Origin of the sequence: Syntrophomonas wolfei subsp. methylbutyratica, assembly GCF_001570625.1 — a bacterium.
Lineage (GTDB): Bacteria > Bacillota > Syntrophomonadia > Syntrophomonadales > Syntrophomonadaceae > Syntrophomonas > Syntrophomonas methylbutyratica.
This window is the reverse complement of record NZ_BBQT01000020.1, coordinates 1-17,015: the sequence shown is the minus strand read 5'-3', so window position 1 is coordinate 17,015 and position 17,015 is coordinate 1. Positions and strand designations below refer to the sequence as shown.

Genomic DNA, 17,015 nt, shown 5'->3' with positions numbered 1-17,015 from the left:
CCTTCTCAGCTTTCCAGGAGGCAGTCATCCAGAGCCGGCAGCTCATCTTCCAGATATTGCGGCTCTCCCAGTTCATTGATTCGGATATCCCCGGCCTGTCCATACTGGTACAGCTGATCCAGCAGTTCCACGGCGGCACGGATTCTGGTTCTCAGCAAATAACCCCGGGTTTCTGTGGCTTTAAGCACTTGCTCAATGTCCAGGTTGGCAGGCCAATCATAGGCCTGAGCGTGAAAATCCCGCAGTTGTTCCAGCACTACCTTAATCTCCGCCGGACTAAGGGCCTGTAATTGCGCTGCGGTCTTGATAGAGTTGAGAACCTTTTCCACCGGTTCTCTTTCACTGCGTTCGACATAGACGCTGTTCAGGTTTTCATACTCATGCCGGCCTTCGATTACATCTTCTATAAAAGAAGCGGTCAGGGCAAAGATGCAAAAAGTTGATTCCAGGTGCGAATACTGTTCCGGAAAGAGGAAAGAAGCCATATTTGAATAGGCTTTTAGCCGGGCTTTTTTACCCAGGCGCCCCACCAGCTCGCCCTCATCAAAGAGAATTACCCAGCCGTTGAAGCCCAGCAGCTTGAACAGGTGGCTTAACATGGCGAAGTAATCTGTGCTGTGCCTGCTCTTGGTGAAAGGGGTCGCAAAGCGAGCTGCCTGGCCGAAGATGCGCTTGTAAACCTGGCGGAGGCGTGAAGTACTGATGAAGTCACCCTCCAGGTCGGCCAGCAGCAAGTATTTGTCGTCCGGGTCATCTACATGCAAATAGGAACGGAATACGAAGAACAGCTTGTCCGTTTCCAGGTGTTTGCTGGTAAAAGATAGTATATCCTGGGCTGCCTGGCTGTTGGGGGTCAGATCCTGCAGCAGCTGTTCAAATCCGGGCTGCAGCCTGCCGGGCAGGTAGGTATTGGACACCATTTTTTGGTAAACCAGGTAGAGCTTATCAAAAGGCGTTTCCTTGCTCAGAGAAAGCAGGCTGACCACCATGTTGTTGTTGTGGGCCAGGTTAACAACGGTGTTCAGGAGATGGGTTTTGCCTTCGCCATAGCGCCCGGTTATGACCATACCGCTGGAATCCCCGTTCTCCATGACCCGGTCCAATTCGCGGGAAAGCTGCCGCATCAATTCCGGCCGGGCCGAGGAAAAATAATGGCCTACTGCCCGGGAAGAAACCCCCGAACGCAAGGCTTCAATTACTCTCTGGGCTTCAAAATTCATTGTTCCTCCACTCCTCCCTGTAAAGTTGACAGGATTACCCGCCGGGGAAGAGATACCTTGCCAAAGCGGGCCCGAGCGTATAATTCCTCGGCAGTGCTCAGGCTGAGCGGCCTGGCCCCTTCATCGTAGCGGTTTATCAATCTGGCCAGACGGGTGGACATCTCCACGATTTTATCTGGTGTATAGACTTCATCGACCAGGCGATCCAGGTCTACGATATCCGCAAAACGGTTAAAGCGCTCGCCTTCAATCTCGTTTTGAATCCGCATCCATAGGGCAGGATAGGACTTCAGCCCCCATCTATCATCATCCATCAAGCGCCGGTCGAATGAAAAAACAAACATGACGCATTTCAAGGTGTCGATTTCATCGATTAACTCTCTAATACTCTCATAGGCGTCCTCACGCTTCATGCGAGTGTAGCGAAGTTCCGGCATATCATCTTTTCTCACCAGAATATCCAGCTCATCGATAGAGATTATCAGCCCCTTGTAACCCGCCAGGCGACAAATTTCCACCAATGAACGCAGCATATGGCGGGCATTGTATTTGGTCACTTTGCTCGGAGAGAGGCCCAGACGGCGGATAGAGGGAAGACGTGCTTCGCGGTTCCCTTCCAGCCATAATTGCAAGAGGCGGCAGCTGGATTCCTCCAGGGTAGGGTGCCCCATTATACTGCCGGTCAGCAGGGCGCAGGCCAGAGCAAAATTGTTGTCAATGAGCGGGTTGGAGAGAAACAATTGATTCAGTTGCTGCCTTATCTCCAGTTTGGTCAAGGGATCCAGCTTTCCCTGGCTGGCTAAATAATCCACCAGGGTCATATCCTGAGGGATGGCCTCAGGGTCATAACCCACTTGCCGGATAATTTCATGACTGCAGAGCTTTAAGCGCTCCAGCAGGTTGACCTGGTGCAGGACGGCACTGTAAATCTCTTTGAAATCATGAATCCATACTTCCCGGGCGGACAGCTTTACCGGGATATAACCCATATTTTCCGCCTCCAGGGCTAGCATTTCCAGGAAATGCGTTTTCCCGCTTCCGCTGCGGCCGGTCAGAAACTTGATCTTGCTGCCGCCCCGCGCCAGGTATTCAGCCAGGTATTTTTCCCGCCAAAAATCCAGCATGAAAGCAGTGCCCACCGATATTTCCTGCAGGAACTCACGCTTGCCCGGAGAGTGTCCCTTTTTTAAACAGGCCAGCGCTGACTTGATATCGTTGTCCAATGCGTCATCTCCTTTTAAGCTTGGCCTGGAGGACGGCATAACGGCCTGAACCGCAACGCTTCATTTGCCCAGGCTTGTTTGCCATCTATAGTGGCAAAGTCATTTCCTCTTCGGGGGAGGCGAAAAAGCGGATGGTGGCCAGATACTGCTCCCGGCCCTCCTGGTCCAGAATACGGATGGCCTTGCTGATGTTGCGGCTGGGGCCGAATTGAAAGCGGCGCCCATCCTCGGTGGAACGCAGGTCGGAGGCATAGAGCCGGGCCAGGTCAAAGGCGAAGCTTTGCTGGTCATAATCCCGGCGGAACCGCCTCATTGGGGTAAGGATAGTGTAGATGTTTTTCAGATAAACATCTCCCTCCAGCACCGGGTGCGCTTTGCCCTGATTTTGCTTCAAAAGCAGCAGGTCATAAGCCGCAGCCAGCTCCCGTACAAAAAACCGGGGGTCAAAGCTGGCCCGCAGCATTTTATCCCGGCTGGACTTGACCTCCTGCACAAAAGCCAGGGGGCGCAGGCACTGCACTTTTTTCCTATCCAGGAATAATTCCAGGTTTTCCGCATCGATTTTAACCCGGAAGGGGAACATTTCATAACTGGGGAAATCGCCCTTCACATCCACCCCCAGGCTGTCGCAATAGGCCAGCATTTGTTCCACAAAGTCCCCGTTTTCCATATAGGGACGGATACCGAACTCATCTACCTGGGCTTGCATGCCGGTGAGCAAGGCTTCCTGTTCCTGCAGCAGGCTGCGCATAGTGCTCAGCTCACGGTTCCAGCTCTTAAGATCGCCCTTCTCCATGTTTTTGCACAGACTTTTAAAACACTTCTGCAAACTGCTGATTTTCTCTTTTAGTTCTCTTTCCGTTAGCAATTGTTGTTTTAATAATGATTCGTAGTCAGCCATTCCACTGCTCCTTCCCAGGATTTTATCCATAATTATCATGCTTTATAACAAGGTGAAACATGTCCCCCGCTTCACTAAGCGGCCGGGTTCCTATTATACAGGCGGCGGGTTCTCATCCCCCGGCTCGTTGCAGCGGTGTGTTGATGCTGCTCCGCGGTTTCTTCCGCTGCTCAAAATAATATATATTAATTCTACCAGGGTATTTCGACAACAGGCAATGATTTCCTTTACTTCATTGACAAAAATATATTGAGAGGAGAAAAGCCTATTATGGTTCTGATTTTGTGGAATTCGGGTTATTCTGCTTTAATTTGCATCACCTGGCGGGCCTGGTTAGCCTTGCCAAGTTTATATAAAAAGGCGATACTAAAACTGTATACAATAGGGATAGGAGAAAGAACATGTCGTTGCTCTACGAAGGGAATTCGGAGGGACCGGACAGGACTGGCCCGGCCGTTGGCGGTCAGCTGAAAAAAAAGCTGTTCGCCTGGCAGGAAGAGTGCTTGGATATATGGATGCAGCACCAGGGGCGGGGTATTGTCAATGTGGTAACCGGTGCCGGCAAAACCATCCTGGCCCTGGGTGCCATTGCCCGGTTGGAAAAGCAATTGTTGCGAGAGAATGCCGCGGGTCTAAAGGTTATAATCGTAGTACCCCAGGTATTTTTACTGCAGCAGTGGGCCCAGACTCTGCAGGATGAATTGGGGATTGCCCGGGATCAGATCGGGATTTATTCCGGAGCCCACAAAGACTTGCCCACCCGCAAGTACATGATTTATGTCGTAAATTCGGCCCGCCACTGCCTAGCCCGGCACCTGCTGGAAGATTACCAGCGGGGGGCGGCCGTAATGCTCATTGCCGATGAATGTCATCATTACAGCAGCCCCGAGAATTCGCGAATTTTTGATTTTATCAGCCATATCTCCCCGGGGTCATCCTCCCGCTATTATGCTTTGGGCTTGTCCGCTACCCCGCAAGCCCCTCGCTTTGATGAAAAACTGGTTCCCGCCCTGGGCGTGCAGATATACAAATATGGTTTTGCCGAGGCGTTAAATGCCAACATTATCAGTTCCTTCTCCATTTTCAACTTGAAATTGAAATTCACCCCGGACGAAGAACAGGAATACCTGGAATTGAGCGAACAGCTTTCCCGGGTGCTGGATGTACTGATGCGCCGCTGCCCTTACCTTAACGGCTTGTCCAGCCAGCACTTCTTTGCCTGTCTGGAGGAAATGGCCCGGGAATCAGATGATTCTGCGCTTTCCGGCTTGTCTCGCGCGGTTCTCATCCTGGCTCACCAGAGGAAGGATGTAGTTTACAAGGCCAGAGCGCGGATCAGCTGTGTGCAAAATCTGCTGCAGAGGATTCCAGCAGCGGCAAAGGTTATTATTTTTAATGAGAGGATAGAAACGGCCGAAGCCATCTATGCCCTACTGCAGCGCTTGTTTTCCGGGCAGGTGGGACGCTATCATTCGGAAATGGATGAGCGGAGCAAAAAGCGTGTCCTGCGCCGGTACAGCAACTCCGAAATACGCATACTGGTGACCTGCCGGGCGCTGGATGAAGGCTTGAATGTACCGGCCACTGATGTAGGCATAATCGCCTGTTCCACCAGGAGTTCCCGGCAGCGTATACAAAGGCTGGGACGAATATTGCGCCGGTCGGGCGAAAACAGCCACGCCTGCCTGTATTACCTCTACATAGGTGCTTCCAATGAGGAGCAGGAATTAATGGCGGATATATCCCAGGAATTGGCGGGACTGATTCCGGTATTGGACCTGGAATATGACCATGAGAGCCAGAGTTTCCTTCACCCCAGCTACCAGCTGCTGGTCGACCGGGTCCTGGCCTACGCCCGGAGGAAAGCTTGGGATGCGGAAATCGTTGGCGAGTTGGAAAGAAACCTGGAACGGGGAAAGCTGGGCTGTGAATGGTGGTTCTCCCAGCAGGAATGCCTGCGGCGAATCCAATCCGCTCGTTCCCGCGCGGAGCGCAATTACTGGATAAGCATGCGGCTCCTGGCTCAGGCCAGTCGCCAGGGCCTGCCAAACGGCTAGCTTACCAAGGTGTTTTTGCGGCAGAGTCAATGATTAGCTAAGGAAATATTAATCCAGCAGGGCGATAAGCTGTTCAAAACCCTCTACATCTCCCTCTTCAGCCGGAAGCGGGCGTTTGAATACCAGGGTGTCGCGTTTGCGGTTGTCTTTCATGGTTTTAAAAGTTGCGGTTGCTTGAGATAGAACCAGCTTTTCCTGAGATTTGTCGGCAAAGGTATAACTGCGGTCGATTTTAGATATATCGTCCAGCTTGAAGCTATAGAGGCCCATTTTCCCGTCTTCGGCAATTTGCACCCAGATAAGAACCTCCTCCATCAGGAAAACGTTTTCCTCCATAAAATGCTTGCCGGCCCATTGATTGCCGCCCCGGTAATATTTGTACCAGGCCCTAAGCTCTCCGCCGTGTTGCAAGCGCTCCCGCAAATGGGGAAAGGTAAGCTCATTCATATAGATTTGCTCGGCGATTGATTGCCAATTTTCCAGCATATAAACCTCCGGAGTATAATTTATTATAGTATTATGCCACTAGATTAACTACCTGGCCTACCTTGGAGTTAATAGTTTTACTTAAGGCTGCCACGTCTTTGGTATTAAACAGTTTGCTTATCTCCTCACCATGGACTTTTAGTAAATGATCCTGCATCTTACCGATGAAAGCCACCGACTGGCTGGCTTGTTCCTGAGCATTACCAGTCCGGCAGCAGTTGACATAGTACCGGGCATAAGGCCAGTAATACCTATATACCTAACGGATTCCTCCTTTTTATCGGGAGCGGAATAGTGGAAGAATAAGCCTGGTTTGTCACTATAATAACATATCCAGCTTGTAGAAAAAAGTAAAATGAGGGAAGCTCCTGTATCCATACAATTTGCTGGTATAATAGCCTGTATTTTTAAATATAATCTACTAATGACTCTGCTGCAAAAACCCCTTTTTATGCAAACTATGCATATTTATAACTTTGGCAGTGGAATCACTAATGATTATTACAGGGGAGGTGCGTTAGAATCATGTGTTGTAGAAGGAGCATCGCCTGGCTTGTCTTGTGGGTTATGGTATTTATTATTGCTGCGCCGGCCAGGTTGGAGGCCGAGGTGGTGGAAGCAAAAGCAGAATCCTATGTTCTAATGGATGCTGATTCCGGTAAAGTACTGCTGGCCAAAAATGAACATAAGCAATTAGCTCCTGCTAGCATGACCAAGCTGATGACTTTGATTTTGGCGATGGAAGCCCTGGAGGAAGGGAAAGCAACCCTGAAGGACAAAGTCGTGACCAGTGAGAGTGCCTGGAAGATGGGGGGCTCCCAGATTTATCTGGAGCCGGGAGAACAGATGAGCTACGAGGATATGCTCATTGCCATAGCCGTTGGTTCAGCCAACGATGCCTGCGTAGCCGTGGCCGAACACCTGGAAGGCACGCACCAGAACTTTGTAGACAAAATGAACCATAAAGCTAAAATGTTGGGCTTGAAGAATACCCACTTTATCAATTCTTATGGCCTCACTGCTCCCAAACACTATACCAGTGCTTATGATATGGCGGTAATTGGCCGTGAGGCTCTGGCCCACCCCAAAATATTAGAGTACAGTTCTATCAAAGAGTATGACCTGAGGCAGGGAGAATTCAAGCTATTTAATACCAACAAGTTGCTCTGGTGGTACCAGGGGGCGGATGGCTTTAAAACCGGATGGACCGATGAAGCCAAATATTGCCTGGTGGGAACCGCCAAGAGAGATGGCTTGCGATTAATTTCCGTGGTTATGGCATCCCCGGAAAAACATGGCAATTTCCGGGACTCCATGCAGCTTTTAAATTATGGTTTTGCCCGTTATGCTTTTAAGAGCCTGATTGGCCAGGGTAAAAGCTGTGGAATGGTAAAAATAGGCAAAGGCATGGAGGAGCAGGTGGGAGTGGTTGCGGAAGAAGAAGTGGGCTGCACGTTAATCAAGGGGGAAGAAAAGAAGATAAACAGCAAAACCACCTTGCTTCCCTATGTTGATGCTCCGGTAAGTAAAGGACAGAAGTTGGGTGAAATCTCGTTATACAAAGACGGTGATTTGATTAAAGAGATAAACCTGGTCGCAGCCAGTAATGTCGGTCGCGGAGGATTGCTTAAGGAAATCGGGAAAATATTTGCCGAAATCTATCTATTATAAATGGAATTTTGTGGAAGGTATTCGTCCCCTCCTTGTAGAAGCTTGTTTTAGCAGCTTGCAGGGAGGGGATTTTGCTGTGGAAATAGATTTAAAAGTGATTAGGAATACTCTGGTGGTGAAAATATCGGGTGAATTGGACCTGTTAGTGGCGGAAAAACTCCGGCGAGAGATTGATAGCAAAATCCAAAGCCAGCAGGTTAAAAACCTGGTTTTAAACTTGGAGAAAGTGAGCTTTATAGATAGTTCCGGTTTGGGTGTAATTATAGGTAGATATAAACGGATGAATGCTGAAAACGGGCGTATGTATATTGTTGGGGCCAGCCCGGCGGTTGAAAAAATCCTGATTTTTTCCGGAATTAATAAACTAGTTCCCTTGTATCGGAGTGAACAGGATATAATCAATATTTAAGGAGGTGAATACCAGCCCTGGGCTGGAATCATTATGAATGTAAAGAATTATGTACGCTTCGAATTTAAAAGCCTGGCGGAGAATGTATCCTTTGCCCGTTCCTGCGTGGCAGCTTTTGCCGCACAATTGGATTGCACCCTGGAAGATATAGAAGAAATCAAGGTGGTAGTCTCGGAAGCAGTATCCAATAGCATAATTCATGCTTATGAAAACAGGTGTAATGAGAAGATAGTTGTTTTAGTCAGCATAATGGATGATCGTAGCCTGGAAATCGTGGTTGAGGATCATGGAAAAGGAATTGAAGATATTGAGAAGGCTATAGAACCATCTTTTTCCAGCGATAGCTCCCGGACGGGACTGGGTTTTACCTTTATGAAGTCTTATATGGACGAAATGGAAGTCTTCAGCCAGCCCGGCGAAGGCACTACGGTCCGGCTTAAACGCTGTTTTGGGAAAAAAGAACAGGAAGCCTATGCGTAAAGGGGGCTAGACCATGTCCTCAGGCGATTCCTACCAAAATAATGAAGCCCTCCTCCGCCTGGCGCAAGAGGGAAACCAGGAAGCCAAAGCTCAGCTATACGAAGCCAATATTGGACTAATATACCTGGTCCTGGAACGATTCAAAAATACCTCTTATGATCAAGAGGATCTTTTCCAGGTAGGGGCCATGGGGCTATTAAAAGCAATTGAGCGCTTTGACTTTAGCTTTGATGTGCGCTTTTCTACCTATGCGGTACCTATGATAATCGGAGAGATAAAAAAATTTTTACGCGATGACGGCATGGTAAAAGTACAAAGGGGAATCAAAGAGCTTTATGCCCGTATCCGTTGGGCTCAGGACAAGCTGCGCGGGGACTTGGGGCGGGAACCGGGAGTAAATGAGATAGCCAGCCTGTTGGAAATGGAAAAAGAGGATATCGTGGTGGCTATGGAGGCCTGTCAAACTCCGGCCTATATCCATGATGTTGTGCCGAGTGAGGAAAAGGAGCAACTTTCTTTGCTGGACAAACTGGTACATGAAGAGGGGAATGTGGCTATTTTGGAGAAACTGGCTTTGCGAGAAGCCCTGGCCAAACTGGATGAACGGGAAAGGGTGGTTATTATCCGCCGCTTTTTTCAGGATGAGACCCAAACCGTTATTGCCGAAGACTTGGGAGTGTCGCAGGTACAAATCTCCCGCATAGAAAAGAGCGCCATTCTAAAACTCCGCAGCCTCCTGCAATAGAGGGATTTCATTAGCTTTTTTAGTTCAAAAAAGAACAAAGAGCATAATTATACCTGGCCAATGTAAATGCCGGAGCAGAGCTCCGGCATTTTTAACTTACCCCCCATGGCCAGGGGCTACAAGCACCGATGAAAAGTTAATTAGTAGGGGCTTGAATAGCAAGATGTAGCAGGAAATAAATTAAACCCCTCACCCCTTACTCCTCACGTTTCTTATTAATCACCCCAGGCCAGAGGACCTACTGCCAGAGCGTTGAACATGGGATTGGAAACGTTTGCAAAGTCAACACCTTCGGTTTCAGCATTAATCACTTCAACCATATAAGTGCAGCAGCCGGGGCAAGCATGACAATCGCAGAAGGTAAAACCGAAGGCATCTACGGTCTCAACGGTGAGGCCAATGCCGTTTGCTCTAAGCTCCGCTTCACTGCCTTCAGTTGCTCTGCCGCTATTTCCATACCAGCCAAACCCCACATTTCTTTCAAAGTTCCAGCTTCCCAGCACTGCTTTGGCTCCCCCGCAAACTCTGGATAATTGAAAGGTCAAACGCAAGTCACAAAGCCAGTAATCATGTAGTTCTTTATAGGTTATTATACTGGAGAAATCCAATTTCACACTGGGACTGCTGAGATTGCTGGTATCAATGGATAGACTGGCAACAACATAAGGGTTGAGCAGTTGGGAACGGGATTCTTTGTGAGAAGGAAGATTAACCCCGCTTCCAGTTCCACAGCTCAAAATGGTCTGGTTGAGCCGGGGGGGATAAGGGGGGCAAGGGGGGCAACAACCCGGGTTTTCCAACTTGTAATCACTCATAAACCATTACCTCCTGTAAAAATATTTAACGACTGAATAATGCCTACACTATGGTTTGCATCTGCCTTATATTATTCAGCCGGAACCAGAGATGTTACTAAATGGAAATAAAAATATTTAATCCCTATATTACAAACATATAGGAATATGCTTGTATAACTCAGACTTAGTAACACTTCAACAAAAAAGACATATTTTGTAATAGAGAGAATAGAGGAGGAATGTGCCGGTGGCAACGATTACATTATTGCCTTTTCATGATAGTTATATAGCGGAGTGGTATGCTCGGGACAACTTTGCCGGCGAGAGCTGTTTAAACCTCAGCCAGTTCCGGCAGACAGGCGATAATTACCGGTCTTTGCTAAAGTTTCGATTGGATGCCATTCCTGGCGGCTGCAGCATTGAAAAGGCGGAATTGGAACTAACTATGTATCGGAATGAGGTTAAGGATGCTATCGATATTACCGTACAGCGTTTACTCAGCCGTTGGCATGAAAAATCCGTCAACTGGGATACCCAGCCCTTGCACTCTCCCGAGATTGCCGGGAAAATCAGGGTTGACGCCAACACCCCGATGGGGGCGCTTAGGATGGATTTAAGCGGTTTGGTTAAAGGCTGGCATGACGGTTCCATTATCAACAACGGCCTGTTGCTAAAAGGAAATGAAGTGGAAAATAACCTGGTAGCCTTTTATAACAGCAAACATATCAATGGAGATGAATGGCCCAAACTTCATATTAGCTTTGTTGACGGAGTCTTGAACGCCTTTGACAAAGAAGAAATCATAATTCCCTCCTATCCGGAGGTGCCGGTGGCAACATCTGCTCCTATAGCTCTGGGGCCAAGGGCGCTGGCCACCTTTTTAATCGCCAATTGTTCTGATTCCTGCAAGCTAAGGGCCAGGATACAAGTGGGATATGGCAAATGCCATTGCTCCACCTATTATGATGTGGGCGAGCAGATATCTTTGAAAGCCCGGGGTTATCCCGGGGAGGCGGTAGCCCTTAGCAGCTGGGAGGCAGCTGAATTTGCCCGGATACTGCTGATCGGAGCAGGGGGGGAAAAAGTAAGTATTTATGCCCGAAGCAAAGAATTATAACGAGGCGAATATATCCTCCGCTTCATTAAGTGACCGGGTTCTTATTAACTAACCTCCATGGCCGCTACCCCAATAGCGGCCGTAGGGAGCATCAGGCGTACCCCTACTCACTTTTCTTACTTAACAGGCGGCGGGTTTTAATCACCCGCCTCGTTGCAACGCTGGGTTGAAAGCAGTTAGATAAGGTGCAGGTCATAGCCGGGAAGATTTATTCTGGTTTTTGCCTTGGCGAAAGGATTGATATAAAAAATGAGCAAAGTGCCCCTTTTATATCCCGACCGAAATATCTGCATAATGGGGCTGGGCTATGTGGGCCTTACCCTGGCTACCGTGATGGCGGAATGCGGTTTTCAGGTACTGGGGGTGGAAATTAGAAAAGATATCGTGGCCAGGCTGCAAAAAGGGGAATCTCACTTCTATGAACCCGGCTTATCAGCCCGCCTAAAAAATGTGATTAAGACAGGCAGGCTGCAGGTCACTGCGAGCATAGCGGATAACTTCGCTGGAAGTGTTTTCATAATAACCGTAGGTACTCCGCTGGACGAAAAGGGTAAAGTCCGGCTTGATATGGTGGAAAATGTCTGCCGGGAAGTGGCGGCACATCTAAAAGAAAATGACCTGGTTATTATGCGTTCCACCGTAAAATTAGAGACCACCCGTAAAATTGTCCGGGCTATCCTGGAGGAGGCCGGGGTTAATTTTGAACTGGCTTTTTGTCCGGAACGGAGCCTGGAAGGTAAAGCTTTGCAGGAACTTCGCTCTTTGCCCCAAATCGTCGGTGGCCTTACTCCCGGAGCAGCTATCAGAGCCGCTCACTTATTCCTCTTTATTACCCCCACAGTAATAAAGGTAAGTGATATGGAAACGGCTGAGATGATCAAGCTGATTGATAATGCTCAGCGGGATGTTTTTTTTGCTTATGCCAATGAAGTAGCCCGTTTATGTGATGCCATAGGGGTTAGTGCGGCTGAGGTGATTCAAGCGGGAAACCTGGCTTATCCCCGTAGCCGCTTGCCCCAGCCTGGACCGGTAGGCGGTCCCTGCCTGGAAAAAGACCCCCATATCCTGGCTGAGAAAATATTGGAACTGGGGCTGCGCCCAGAAATTACCCTGGCCGCTAGAAAAATTAACGAAGAGCAGCCAGAAGAAGTGATATCTTACCTGCACAGGGTTTGTTCTGGCTTAGCTTCTTTTCCTGCCTGCCCGCAGATTTCCTTGCTTGGTCTGGCCTTCAAGGGGCAGCCGCCCACGGATGATCTTCGCGGCACCATGGCCAGACCCGTTCTAAATTCCTTGCAAAAGCACTTTCCATGTGCCCATTTTCGGGGATTTGACCCGGTAGTCAGGGCTGAGGAGATAGAGGCTTTCGGTTTAATTCCCTGTGTTAGCCTGGAAGATGCCGTGAGAGGTGCAAATCTAATTCTTATCTTAAACAATCACCCCCGGTTTGCTCATATGCAGATAGAAGATCTAAGTGAACTCCTGGCTCGTCCCGCTTTAATCTATGATTTTTGGAACAATTTTGTGGCCAAAGAGCTTCATTTACCGTCCGGTATTGGGTATATGGCATTGGGCAGTCATTCCCGAGCCGTTTTACCTTAAGGGGGTTCCTGGGTAGTTTAGGAATAATCAGCGAGGGAGTGAAGAAATGGCCAGGAAGTACCTGATCACTGGAGGAACCGGTTTTATCGGAACAGCTTTGGCGAGGAGATTGCTAAGTGCAGGTCATGAGCTAAAGATTTATGACAACAATAGCCGCGGGCGGCGGGAAAGACTTCAGGGATTAGCCGGTGAAGTTCAGATAGTAGAAGGGGATATTCGTGATCGGGAGCGGCTTATAGGCGCGGCCCAGGGGATGGACTCACTAATTCACCTGGCTTATATAAACGGTACCGAATTCTTTTACAATCAACCAGAAATGGTACTGGATATAGCCATACGAGGCATGCTGAATGTCATAGACGCATGCCGCGCAGAGGGAATAGGGGAATTGATACTGGCCTCCAGCTCGGAAGTTTATCAAAGTCCCCCGCAAATACCCAGCAGTGAAGCCGTACCCTTATCCATACCAGATCCTTTTAATCCTCGCTTTTCTTATGGCGGAGGGAAAATCGCCTGCGAATTAATGGCCATAAATTACGGCCGCAAGGATTTTGAACGGGTATTGATTTTCCGGCCGCATAATGTTTATGGTCCGGATATGGGCTGGGAACATGTGCTGCCCCAGTTTATCCTGCGCGCTATCAAGGCCATAGAATCCAAGCCGCAAGGGCCGGTGCCTTTCCCCATTCAGGGGGATGGCAGCCAGACCCGGGCCTTTATTTATATCGATGATTTTATTGATGCCTTAATTTCGCTGATACAATCGGGCCAGCACTTGAACATATATCATATAGGCAATCCTGAAGAGATAAGCATAAATACTGTTGCCGACAAGCTTTTCCAATATCTTGGCCGGGAGGTAGAGATAATCAAAGGCTCGTTGCCTCCGGGAAGTCCCCCAAGGCGCTGTCCGGATATATCCAAGCTGCTGGAGCTGGGTTTCAGGCCCAGGATTTCTTTTGAGCAAGGATTGGCTGCGACCATTGAATGGTATACCCGGGCTATACCAGAGGGCAAAAACCCGAAATACTAAAAGGTGGGAGGCAAATGGATAAAAACGCCAAAATTTACCTGGCCGGGCACCAGGGGTTGGTGGGTTTGGCTCTGGGGCGCTATTTGCAAGCCCGGGGCTATAATAATATAATTACCCGCAGCTTTGATGAACTGGATTTGCGCCGGCAGAATGCGGTGGAGGAGTTTTTCCGCAGCTTCCAGCCGGAGTATGTTTTCCTGGCGGCGGCTAAAGTAGGCGGGATGTGGGCCAATTACTTGCGGCCCGGGGAATTTATCTACGATAATATTCTAATTCAGAGCAATGTGCTGGAAGCGGCTCGCAAATATGCGGTAAAAAAGCTGCTCTTTCTGGGTAGTTCCTGCATTTATCCTAAATTTGCCCCCCAGCCTATCAAGGAAGAAAACCTGCTCCAAGGCGAACTGGAACCCAGCAATCAAGCCTATGCCATAGCCAAGATAGCGGGAATAGCTATGTGCCGGGCGTACCGGGCACAATACGGAAGCAATTTTATTGCCATAATGCCCAATAACCTTTACGGCCCGGGCGATAATTTTCACCCGGAAAACGGACATGTACTGCCAGCCATGATAAACAAATTTCACCAGGCCATGCTTTCTCGCAGTCCTCAGGTTTACCTCTGGGGGACGGGGACCCCCCGGCGGGAATTTCTTTATGTCGATGACCTGGCTGATGCTTGCTGTTTTTTAATGAAGCACTACGATGAAGCAGATATCATCAATGTGGGTAGCGGCGAGGAATACAGCATTAGTGAACTGGCAGCAATGGTAGCAGCAATTGCAGGCTATCAGGGCGAGATTATCTGGGATAGTTCAAAACCGGACGGAACCCCACGCAAGCTTCTGGATGCAAGCCGGATTAATGCAATGGGATGGCATAGCCGGGTTTCGCTTTGGGAAGGGCTTAAACTGACCTATGACTGGTACATTAAAAATCCCTAAAAAAACAACAGGTCAACGCTGAGGAGCGACCCACGCTTGCTAATAATGCCCCTTACAACTTGCTATGTAAATATTATCTCCATCGATACTATAAATTAATCTATGCTCAGATGTAATGCGACGGCTCCAGTATCCAGACAATTCATGTTTCAAAGGCTCCGGTTTACCTAAACCATCATTACCATTTCTTTCGATATCTTTTATTAAATCATTAATTTTTCTTAGTATCTTTTTATCATTAACTTGCCAATATAAATAATGCTCCCAGGAGATATCTGAAAATATCTTATTCATCTAATAGCTCTCTTTTCTTTCCTCTCCCTTTTTTTAACTGTTCAATAGACTGCAGTAGTTCATTATAATATTCCGGATTGCTTCGTACATAAAGGTTTTCCAAAAGGTTGTTATACTCTGATTCGGATATAATCACTACATTTTCGCCTCTCTCCCGAGTAACGATGATAGTCTCAAAATCATAAGTAGCCTTGTCACAGTATTCTTTGAAGTTTTGCCTTACATCTGAATAATTTGTAGCTATCATAGAAATCACCTCTTTGATATATTGTACAATGCAATGTACAATTAAGCAACAAGTTTTTAAACAATCAAACCCATGCTATAATAATTTTGATGTGATTAAACATGTCAGTCAAGATTGAACAATTAATTCAGGAAGTTCAACAGTTGCCACATGAAGAATTAATTGTTTTATGCAAAGCTTTAATTATCCAATTAGCCACTCCTCTGAGAGATCCCCAAGAAATGTATGATGATTGGGATGATCTGGAGGTGGATAAGGCTTATGCTCAGCTCTGGTGATATCGTAATAACCCCTTTCATCTATTCTGATCTTAAAGGATTGAAAGTTCGTCCTGCATTGGTTCTCTTTTTGTATGTGGTGCATATAATATTCCTGACTGTAATCGAAGCCATTAAATAGAGTGTAGATGGCTGAAGTGTTGATAGTATAAACGAGAGATAAAAGGCTTATTACGGTGAAAACGCTAGAAGGTTCTATCGCCAAGGGCGAAACGGTTGCAAACCCGGGGATAAATGATTTGTTTGAGCTTACCCCGCGCTTTTTTTATCTAAAAGGAGAGGCAGAGATGTTAAAAGTTAAAATCTCCACCCGGGTTCCCCATGAACCTATCATTCGCCAAACACCCGGGTCGCAGGGAATATGGAGAAATTGCCGGTTTTTCATCAACGAAGAGGTAGAAGAATGTGATTATTGGGTAGTTTATGATGGATTGCAACATGAAGAAAGCACCCTTTGCCCGCCAGAAAACACCATATTGCTTACCGTTGAGCCTCCCAGTGTTTTCTACTATGAGCCGGATTTTGTTCAACAGTTCTCCACCGTGATAACTTGTCCGGGTCACGATTTTTCCCATCCCCGCATAATCTATTCTCCGGCTTTCAACTGGCATGCAGGTCGGGTAATCATCGACATAAAAGCGGTGCAGAGCAAAGTCAACCTGGATTATGATGATTTCAAAAGAATGGGAGCTTTTAAAAAAAGCCAGCAGATTTCTCTGGTTTGCTCGAATAAAGATTTTACCGAGGGTCACAGGAAACGGCTGGCTTTTGTGGATCGGCTGATGGAACACTTTGGTTCCAGGATCGAGCATTTTGGCTTCAACATTAACGATATTGAAGATAAATGGGATGCCATCAGGGAATATAAGTATCACATAGCCATAGAAAACAGTTTTTTTTCGCATTACTGGACCGAAAAAATCGCTGATTGCTATTTGGCTGGCGCCTATCCCATTTATTACGGCTGCCCCAACCTGGCAGAGTACTTTCCTCAGGGCGCTTACACCTCAATAGATATTGAGGATGTGGAAACGGCTATAAGCTCTATCGAAAACTGCCTGGCGGAAAATCGTTATGAGAAAAACCTGGATAAAATATGGGCGGCAAGAGAGCTGGTTTTGGATTATTACAATCTCTTCGCCGTAATAGAAAGATGTATTTTGCGACTGGAAGCCGCAACCCACTCCCGCCAGACCCCTAAAATCCCCACCACCATCCGCCCTTGCCAGGAGGCCTGGTTAATAACCTGAAGAATGAGTATGCTTTTCTTTATTGTCTATTTCTCCAAGTAAATGCAATATCCTGTTTTTGATAGAAACATTATAGAAAAAATATGGAAACAATGACTCCGCTGCAAAAAACCTTTTTGTTGCATAAGGTGACTCCACTGCGAAAACCCCTTTTGTTGCATAAGGGTTGCATAAATATACAAAGCGAGCGTTGGCGAAGCATGGTTGCAACGCCCGGCGAAGGCGAGCAGGCGAAAGGGGGCGAGCGACAGGACGTCGCGAGAG

21 protein-coding genes are annotated in these 17,015 nt (G+C 47.8%); 12 read left to right on the top strand and 9 right to left on the bottom strand.

The features are described from left to right. Positions 1 to 5: 5 nt before the first annotated feature. From AWB54_RS12410 to AWB54_RS12400, 3 genes are all read right to left on the bottom strand, one after another. Positions 6 to 1,220 (bottom strand): BREX system ATP-binding domain-containing protein, encoded by a 1,215-nt coding sequence (locus tag AWB54_RS12410; protein ID WP_061214919.1) that lies wholly within the window; start codon positions 1,218 to 1,220, stop codon positions 6 to 8. Continuing rightward, positions 1,217 to 2,443 (bottom strand): BREX system ATP-binding domain-containing protein, encoded by a 1,227-nt coding sequence (locus tag AWB54_RS12405; RefSeq protein ID WP_162839419.1) that lies wholly within the window; start codon positions 2,441 to 2,443, stop codon positions 1,217 to 1,219. The genes AWB54_RS12410 and AWB54_RS12405 overlap by 4 nt, the downstream gene beginning before the upstream one ends. An 85-nt stretch (positions 2,444 to 2,528) precedes the next feature. After that, positions 2,529 to 3,374, bottom strand: coding sequence for a hypothetical protein (locus AWB54_RS12400; RefSeq protein WP_235811183.1), 846 nt, complete (start codon positions 3,372 to 3,374; stop codon positions 2,529 to 2,531). A 371-nt stretch (positions 3,375 to 3,745) separates the two neighbouring features. On the opposite strand from AWB54_RS12400, the gene AWB54_RS12395 reads away from it, so the two are divergent. Continuing rightward, entirely contained in the window at positions 3,746 to 5,401 is a 1,656-nt protein-coding gene (locus tag AWB54_RS12395; protein WP_061214918.1) for a DEAD/DEAH box helicase, read from the top strand. A gap of 48 nt (positions 5,402 to 5,449) precedes the next feature. Here AWB54_RS12395 and AWB54_RS12390 read toward each other — a convergent pair whose 3' ends face one another. Further along, the gene (locus AWB54_RS12390) at positions 5,450 to 5,887 is read right to left on the bottom strand and encodes a hypothetical protein (RefSeq protein WP_061214917.1); all 438 of its coding nucleotides are present in this window, start codon (positions 5,885 to 5,887) and stop codon (positions 5,450 to 5,452) included. A 31-nt stretch (positions 5,888 to 5,918) separates the two neighbouring features. Next, positions 5,919 to 6,062 carry a hypothetical protein gene (locus tag AWB54_RS15985; RefSeq protein WP_160328957.1) on the bottom strand — a complete coding sequence of 48 codons (144 nt, stop codon included), beginning with the start codon at positions 6,060 to 6,062 and terminating at the stop codon, positions 5,919 to 5,921. 350 nt (positions 6,063 to 6,412) lie between these two features. On the opposite strand from AWB54_RS15985, the gene AWB54_RS12385 reads away from it, so the two are divergent. From AWB54_RS12385 to AWB54_RS12370, 4 genes are all read left to right on the top strand, one after another. Next, positions 6,413 to 7,558, top strand: a complete 1,146-nt coding sequence (locus AWB54_RS12385) for a D-alanyl-D-alanine carboxypeptidase family protein (protein ID WP_061214916.1) — start codon at positions 6,413 to 6,415, stop codon at positions 7,556 to 7,558. A 76-nt stretch (positions 7,559 to 7,634) separates the two neighbouring features. Continuing rightward, on the top strand, positions 7,635 to 7,967 hold the full coding sequence (gene spoIIAA / locus AWB54_RS12380) for an anti-sigma F factor antagonist (protein WP_061214957.1): 333 nt from the start codon (positions 7,635 to 7,637) through the stop codon (positions 7,965 to 7,967). A 33-nt stretch (positions 7,968 to 8,000) separates the two neighbouring features. Further along, positions 8,001 to 8,447, top strand: a complete 447-nt coding sequence (gene spoIIAB / locus AWB54_RS12375; RefSeq protein WP_061214915.1) for an anti-sigma F factor — start codon at positions 8,001 to 8,003, stop codon at positions 8,445 to 8,447. 13 nt (positions 8,448 to 8,460) lie between these two features. Beyond that, entirely contained in the window at positions 8,461 to 9,192 is a 732-nt protein-coding gene (locus AWB54_RS12370; protein WP_061214914.1) for a SigB/SigF/SigG family RNA polymerase sigma factor, read from the top strand. A gap of 215 nt (positions 9,193 to 9,407) precedes the next feature. Here the strand turns inward: AWB54_RS12370 and AWB54_RS12365 are convergent, their stop codons facing one another. Continuing rightward, positions 9,408 to 10,007: a DUF4489 domain-containing protein gene (locus AWB54_RS12365; protein ID WP_061214913.1), complete on the bottom strand. Its 600-nt coding sequence runs from the start codon at positions 10,005 to 10,007 to the stop codon at positions 9,408 to 9,410. 229 nt (positions 10,008 to 10,236) lie between these two features. Between AWB54_RS12365 and AWB54_RS12360 the strand changes: the two genes are divergently transcribed. From AWB54_RS12360 to AWB54_RS12345, 4 genes are all read left to right on the top strand, one after another. After that, positions 10,237 to 11,106, top strand: coding sequence for a DNRLRE domain-containing protein (locus AWB54_RS12360; RefSeq protein WP_061214912.1), 870 nt, complete (start codon positions 10,237 to 10,239; stop codon positions 11,104 to 11,106). A 249-nt stretch (positions 11,107 to 11,355) separates the two neighbouring features. Further along, positions 11,356 to 12,708 (top strand): nucleotide sugar dehydrogenase, encoded by a 1,353-nt coding sequence (locus tag AWB54_RS12355; RefSeq protein ID WP_061214911.1) that lies wholly within the window; start codon positions 11,356 to 11,358, stop codon positions 12,706 to 12,708. A 46-nt stretch (positions 12,709 to 12,754) separates the two neighbouring features. Then, positions 12,755 to 13,741 (top strand): NAD-dependent epimerase/dehydratase family protein, encoded by a 987-nt coding sequence (locus tag AWB54_RS12350; RefSeq protein ID WP_061214910.1) that lies wholly within the window; start codon positions 12,755 to 12,757, stop codon positions 13,739 to 13,741. 14 nt (positions 13,742 to 13,755) lie between these two features. Then, positions 13,756 to 14,682: a GDP-L-fucose synthase family protein gene (locus AWB54_RS12345; RefSeq protein WP_061214909.1), complete on the top strand. Its 927-nt coding sequence runs from the start codon at positions 13,756 to 13,758 to the stop codon at positions 14,680 to 14,682. A 39-nt stretch (positions 14,683 to 14,721) separates the two neighbouring features. Here the strand turns inward: AWB54_RS12345 and AWB54_RS12340 are convergent, their stop codons facing one another. Further along, positions 14,722 to 14,976 carry a Txe/YoeB family addiction module toxin gene (locus AWB54_RS12340; RefSeq protein WP_061214908.1) on the bottom strand — a complete coding sequence of 85 codons (255 nt, stop codon included), beginning with the start codon at positions 14,974 to 14,976 and terminating at the stop codon, positions 14,722 to 14,724. After that, a complete protein-coding gene (locus tag AWB54_RS12335) occupies positions 14,969 to 15,223 on the bottom strand; it encodes a type II toxin-antitoxin system Phd/YefM family antitoxin (RefSeq protein ID WP_061214907.1) in 255 nt (84 codons plus the stop codon). The genes AWB54_RS12340 and AWB54_RS12335 overlap by 8 nt, the downstream gene beginning before the upstream one ends. A gap of 101 nt (positions 15,224 to 15,324) precedes the next feature. On the opposite strand from AWB54_RS12335, the gene AWB54_RS15980 reads away from it, so the two are divergent. From AWB54_RS15980 to AWB54_RS12330, 3 genes are read left to right on the top strand one after another with little or no spacing between them, the layout of a single operon-like run. Beyond that, on the top strand, positions 15,325 to 15,501 hold the full coding sequence (locus tag AWB54_RS15980) for a hypothetical protein (protein WP_160328956.1): 177 nt from the start codon (positions 15,325 to 15,327) through the stop codon (positions 15,499 to 15,501). After that, positions 15,485 to 15,622: a hypothetical protein gene (locus AWB54_RS15975; RefSeq protein ID WP_160328955.1), complete on the top strand. Its 138-nt coding sequence runs from the start codon at positions 15,485 to 15,487 to the stop codon at positions 15,620 to 15,622. The genes AWB54_RS15980 and AWB54_RS15975 overlap by 17 nt, the downstream gene beginning before the upstream one ends. Positions 15,623 to 15,677: 55 nt before the next feature. Continuing rightward, the gene (locus tag AWB54_RS12330) at positions 15,678 to 16,751 is read left to right on the top strand and encodes a glycosyltransferase family 10 domain-containing protein (protein ID WP_061214906.1); all 1,074 of its coding nucleotides are present in this window, start codon (positions 15,678 to 15,680) and stop codon (positions 16,749 to 16,751) included. Here the strand turns inward: AWB54_RS12330 and AWB54_RS16165 are convergent. Further along, positions 16,740 to 17,015, bottom strand: a 276-nt coding sequence (locus AWB54_RS16165) for a hypothetical protein (protein ID WP_207644258.1), incomplete at its 5' end; no start/stop codon positions are given. The two genes, AWB54_RS12330 and AWB54_RS16165, sit on opposite strands and share 12 nt — an antisense overlap.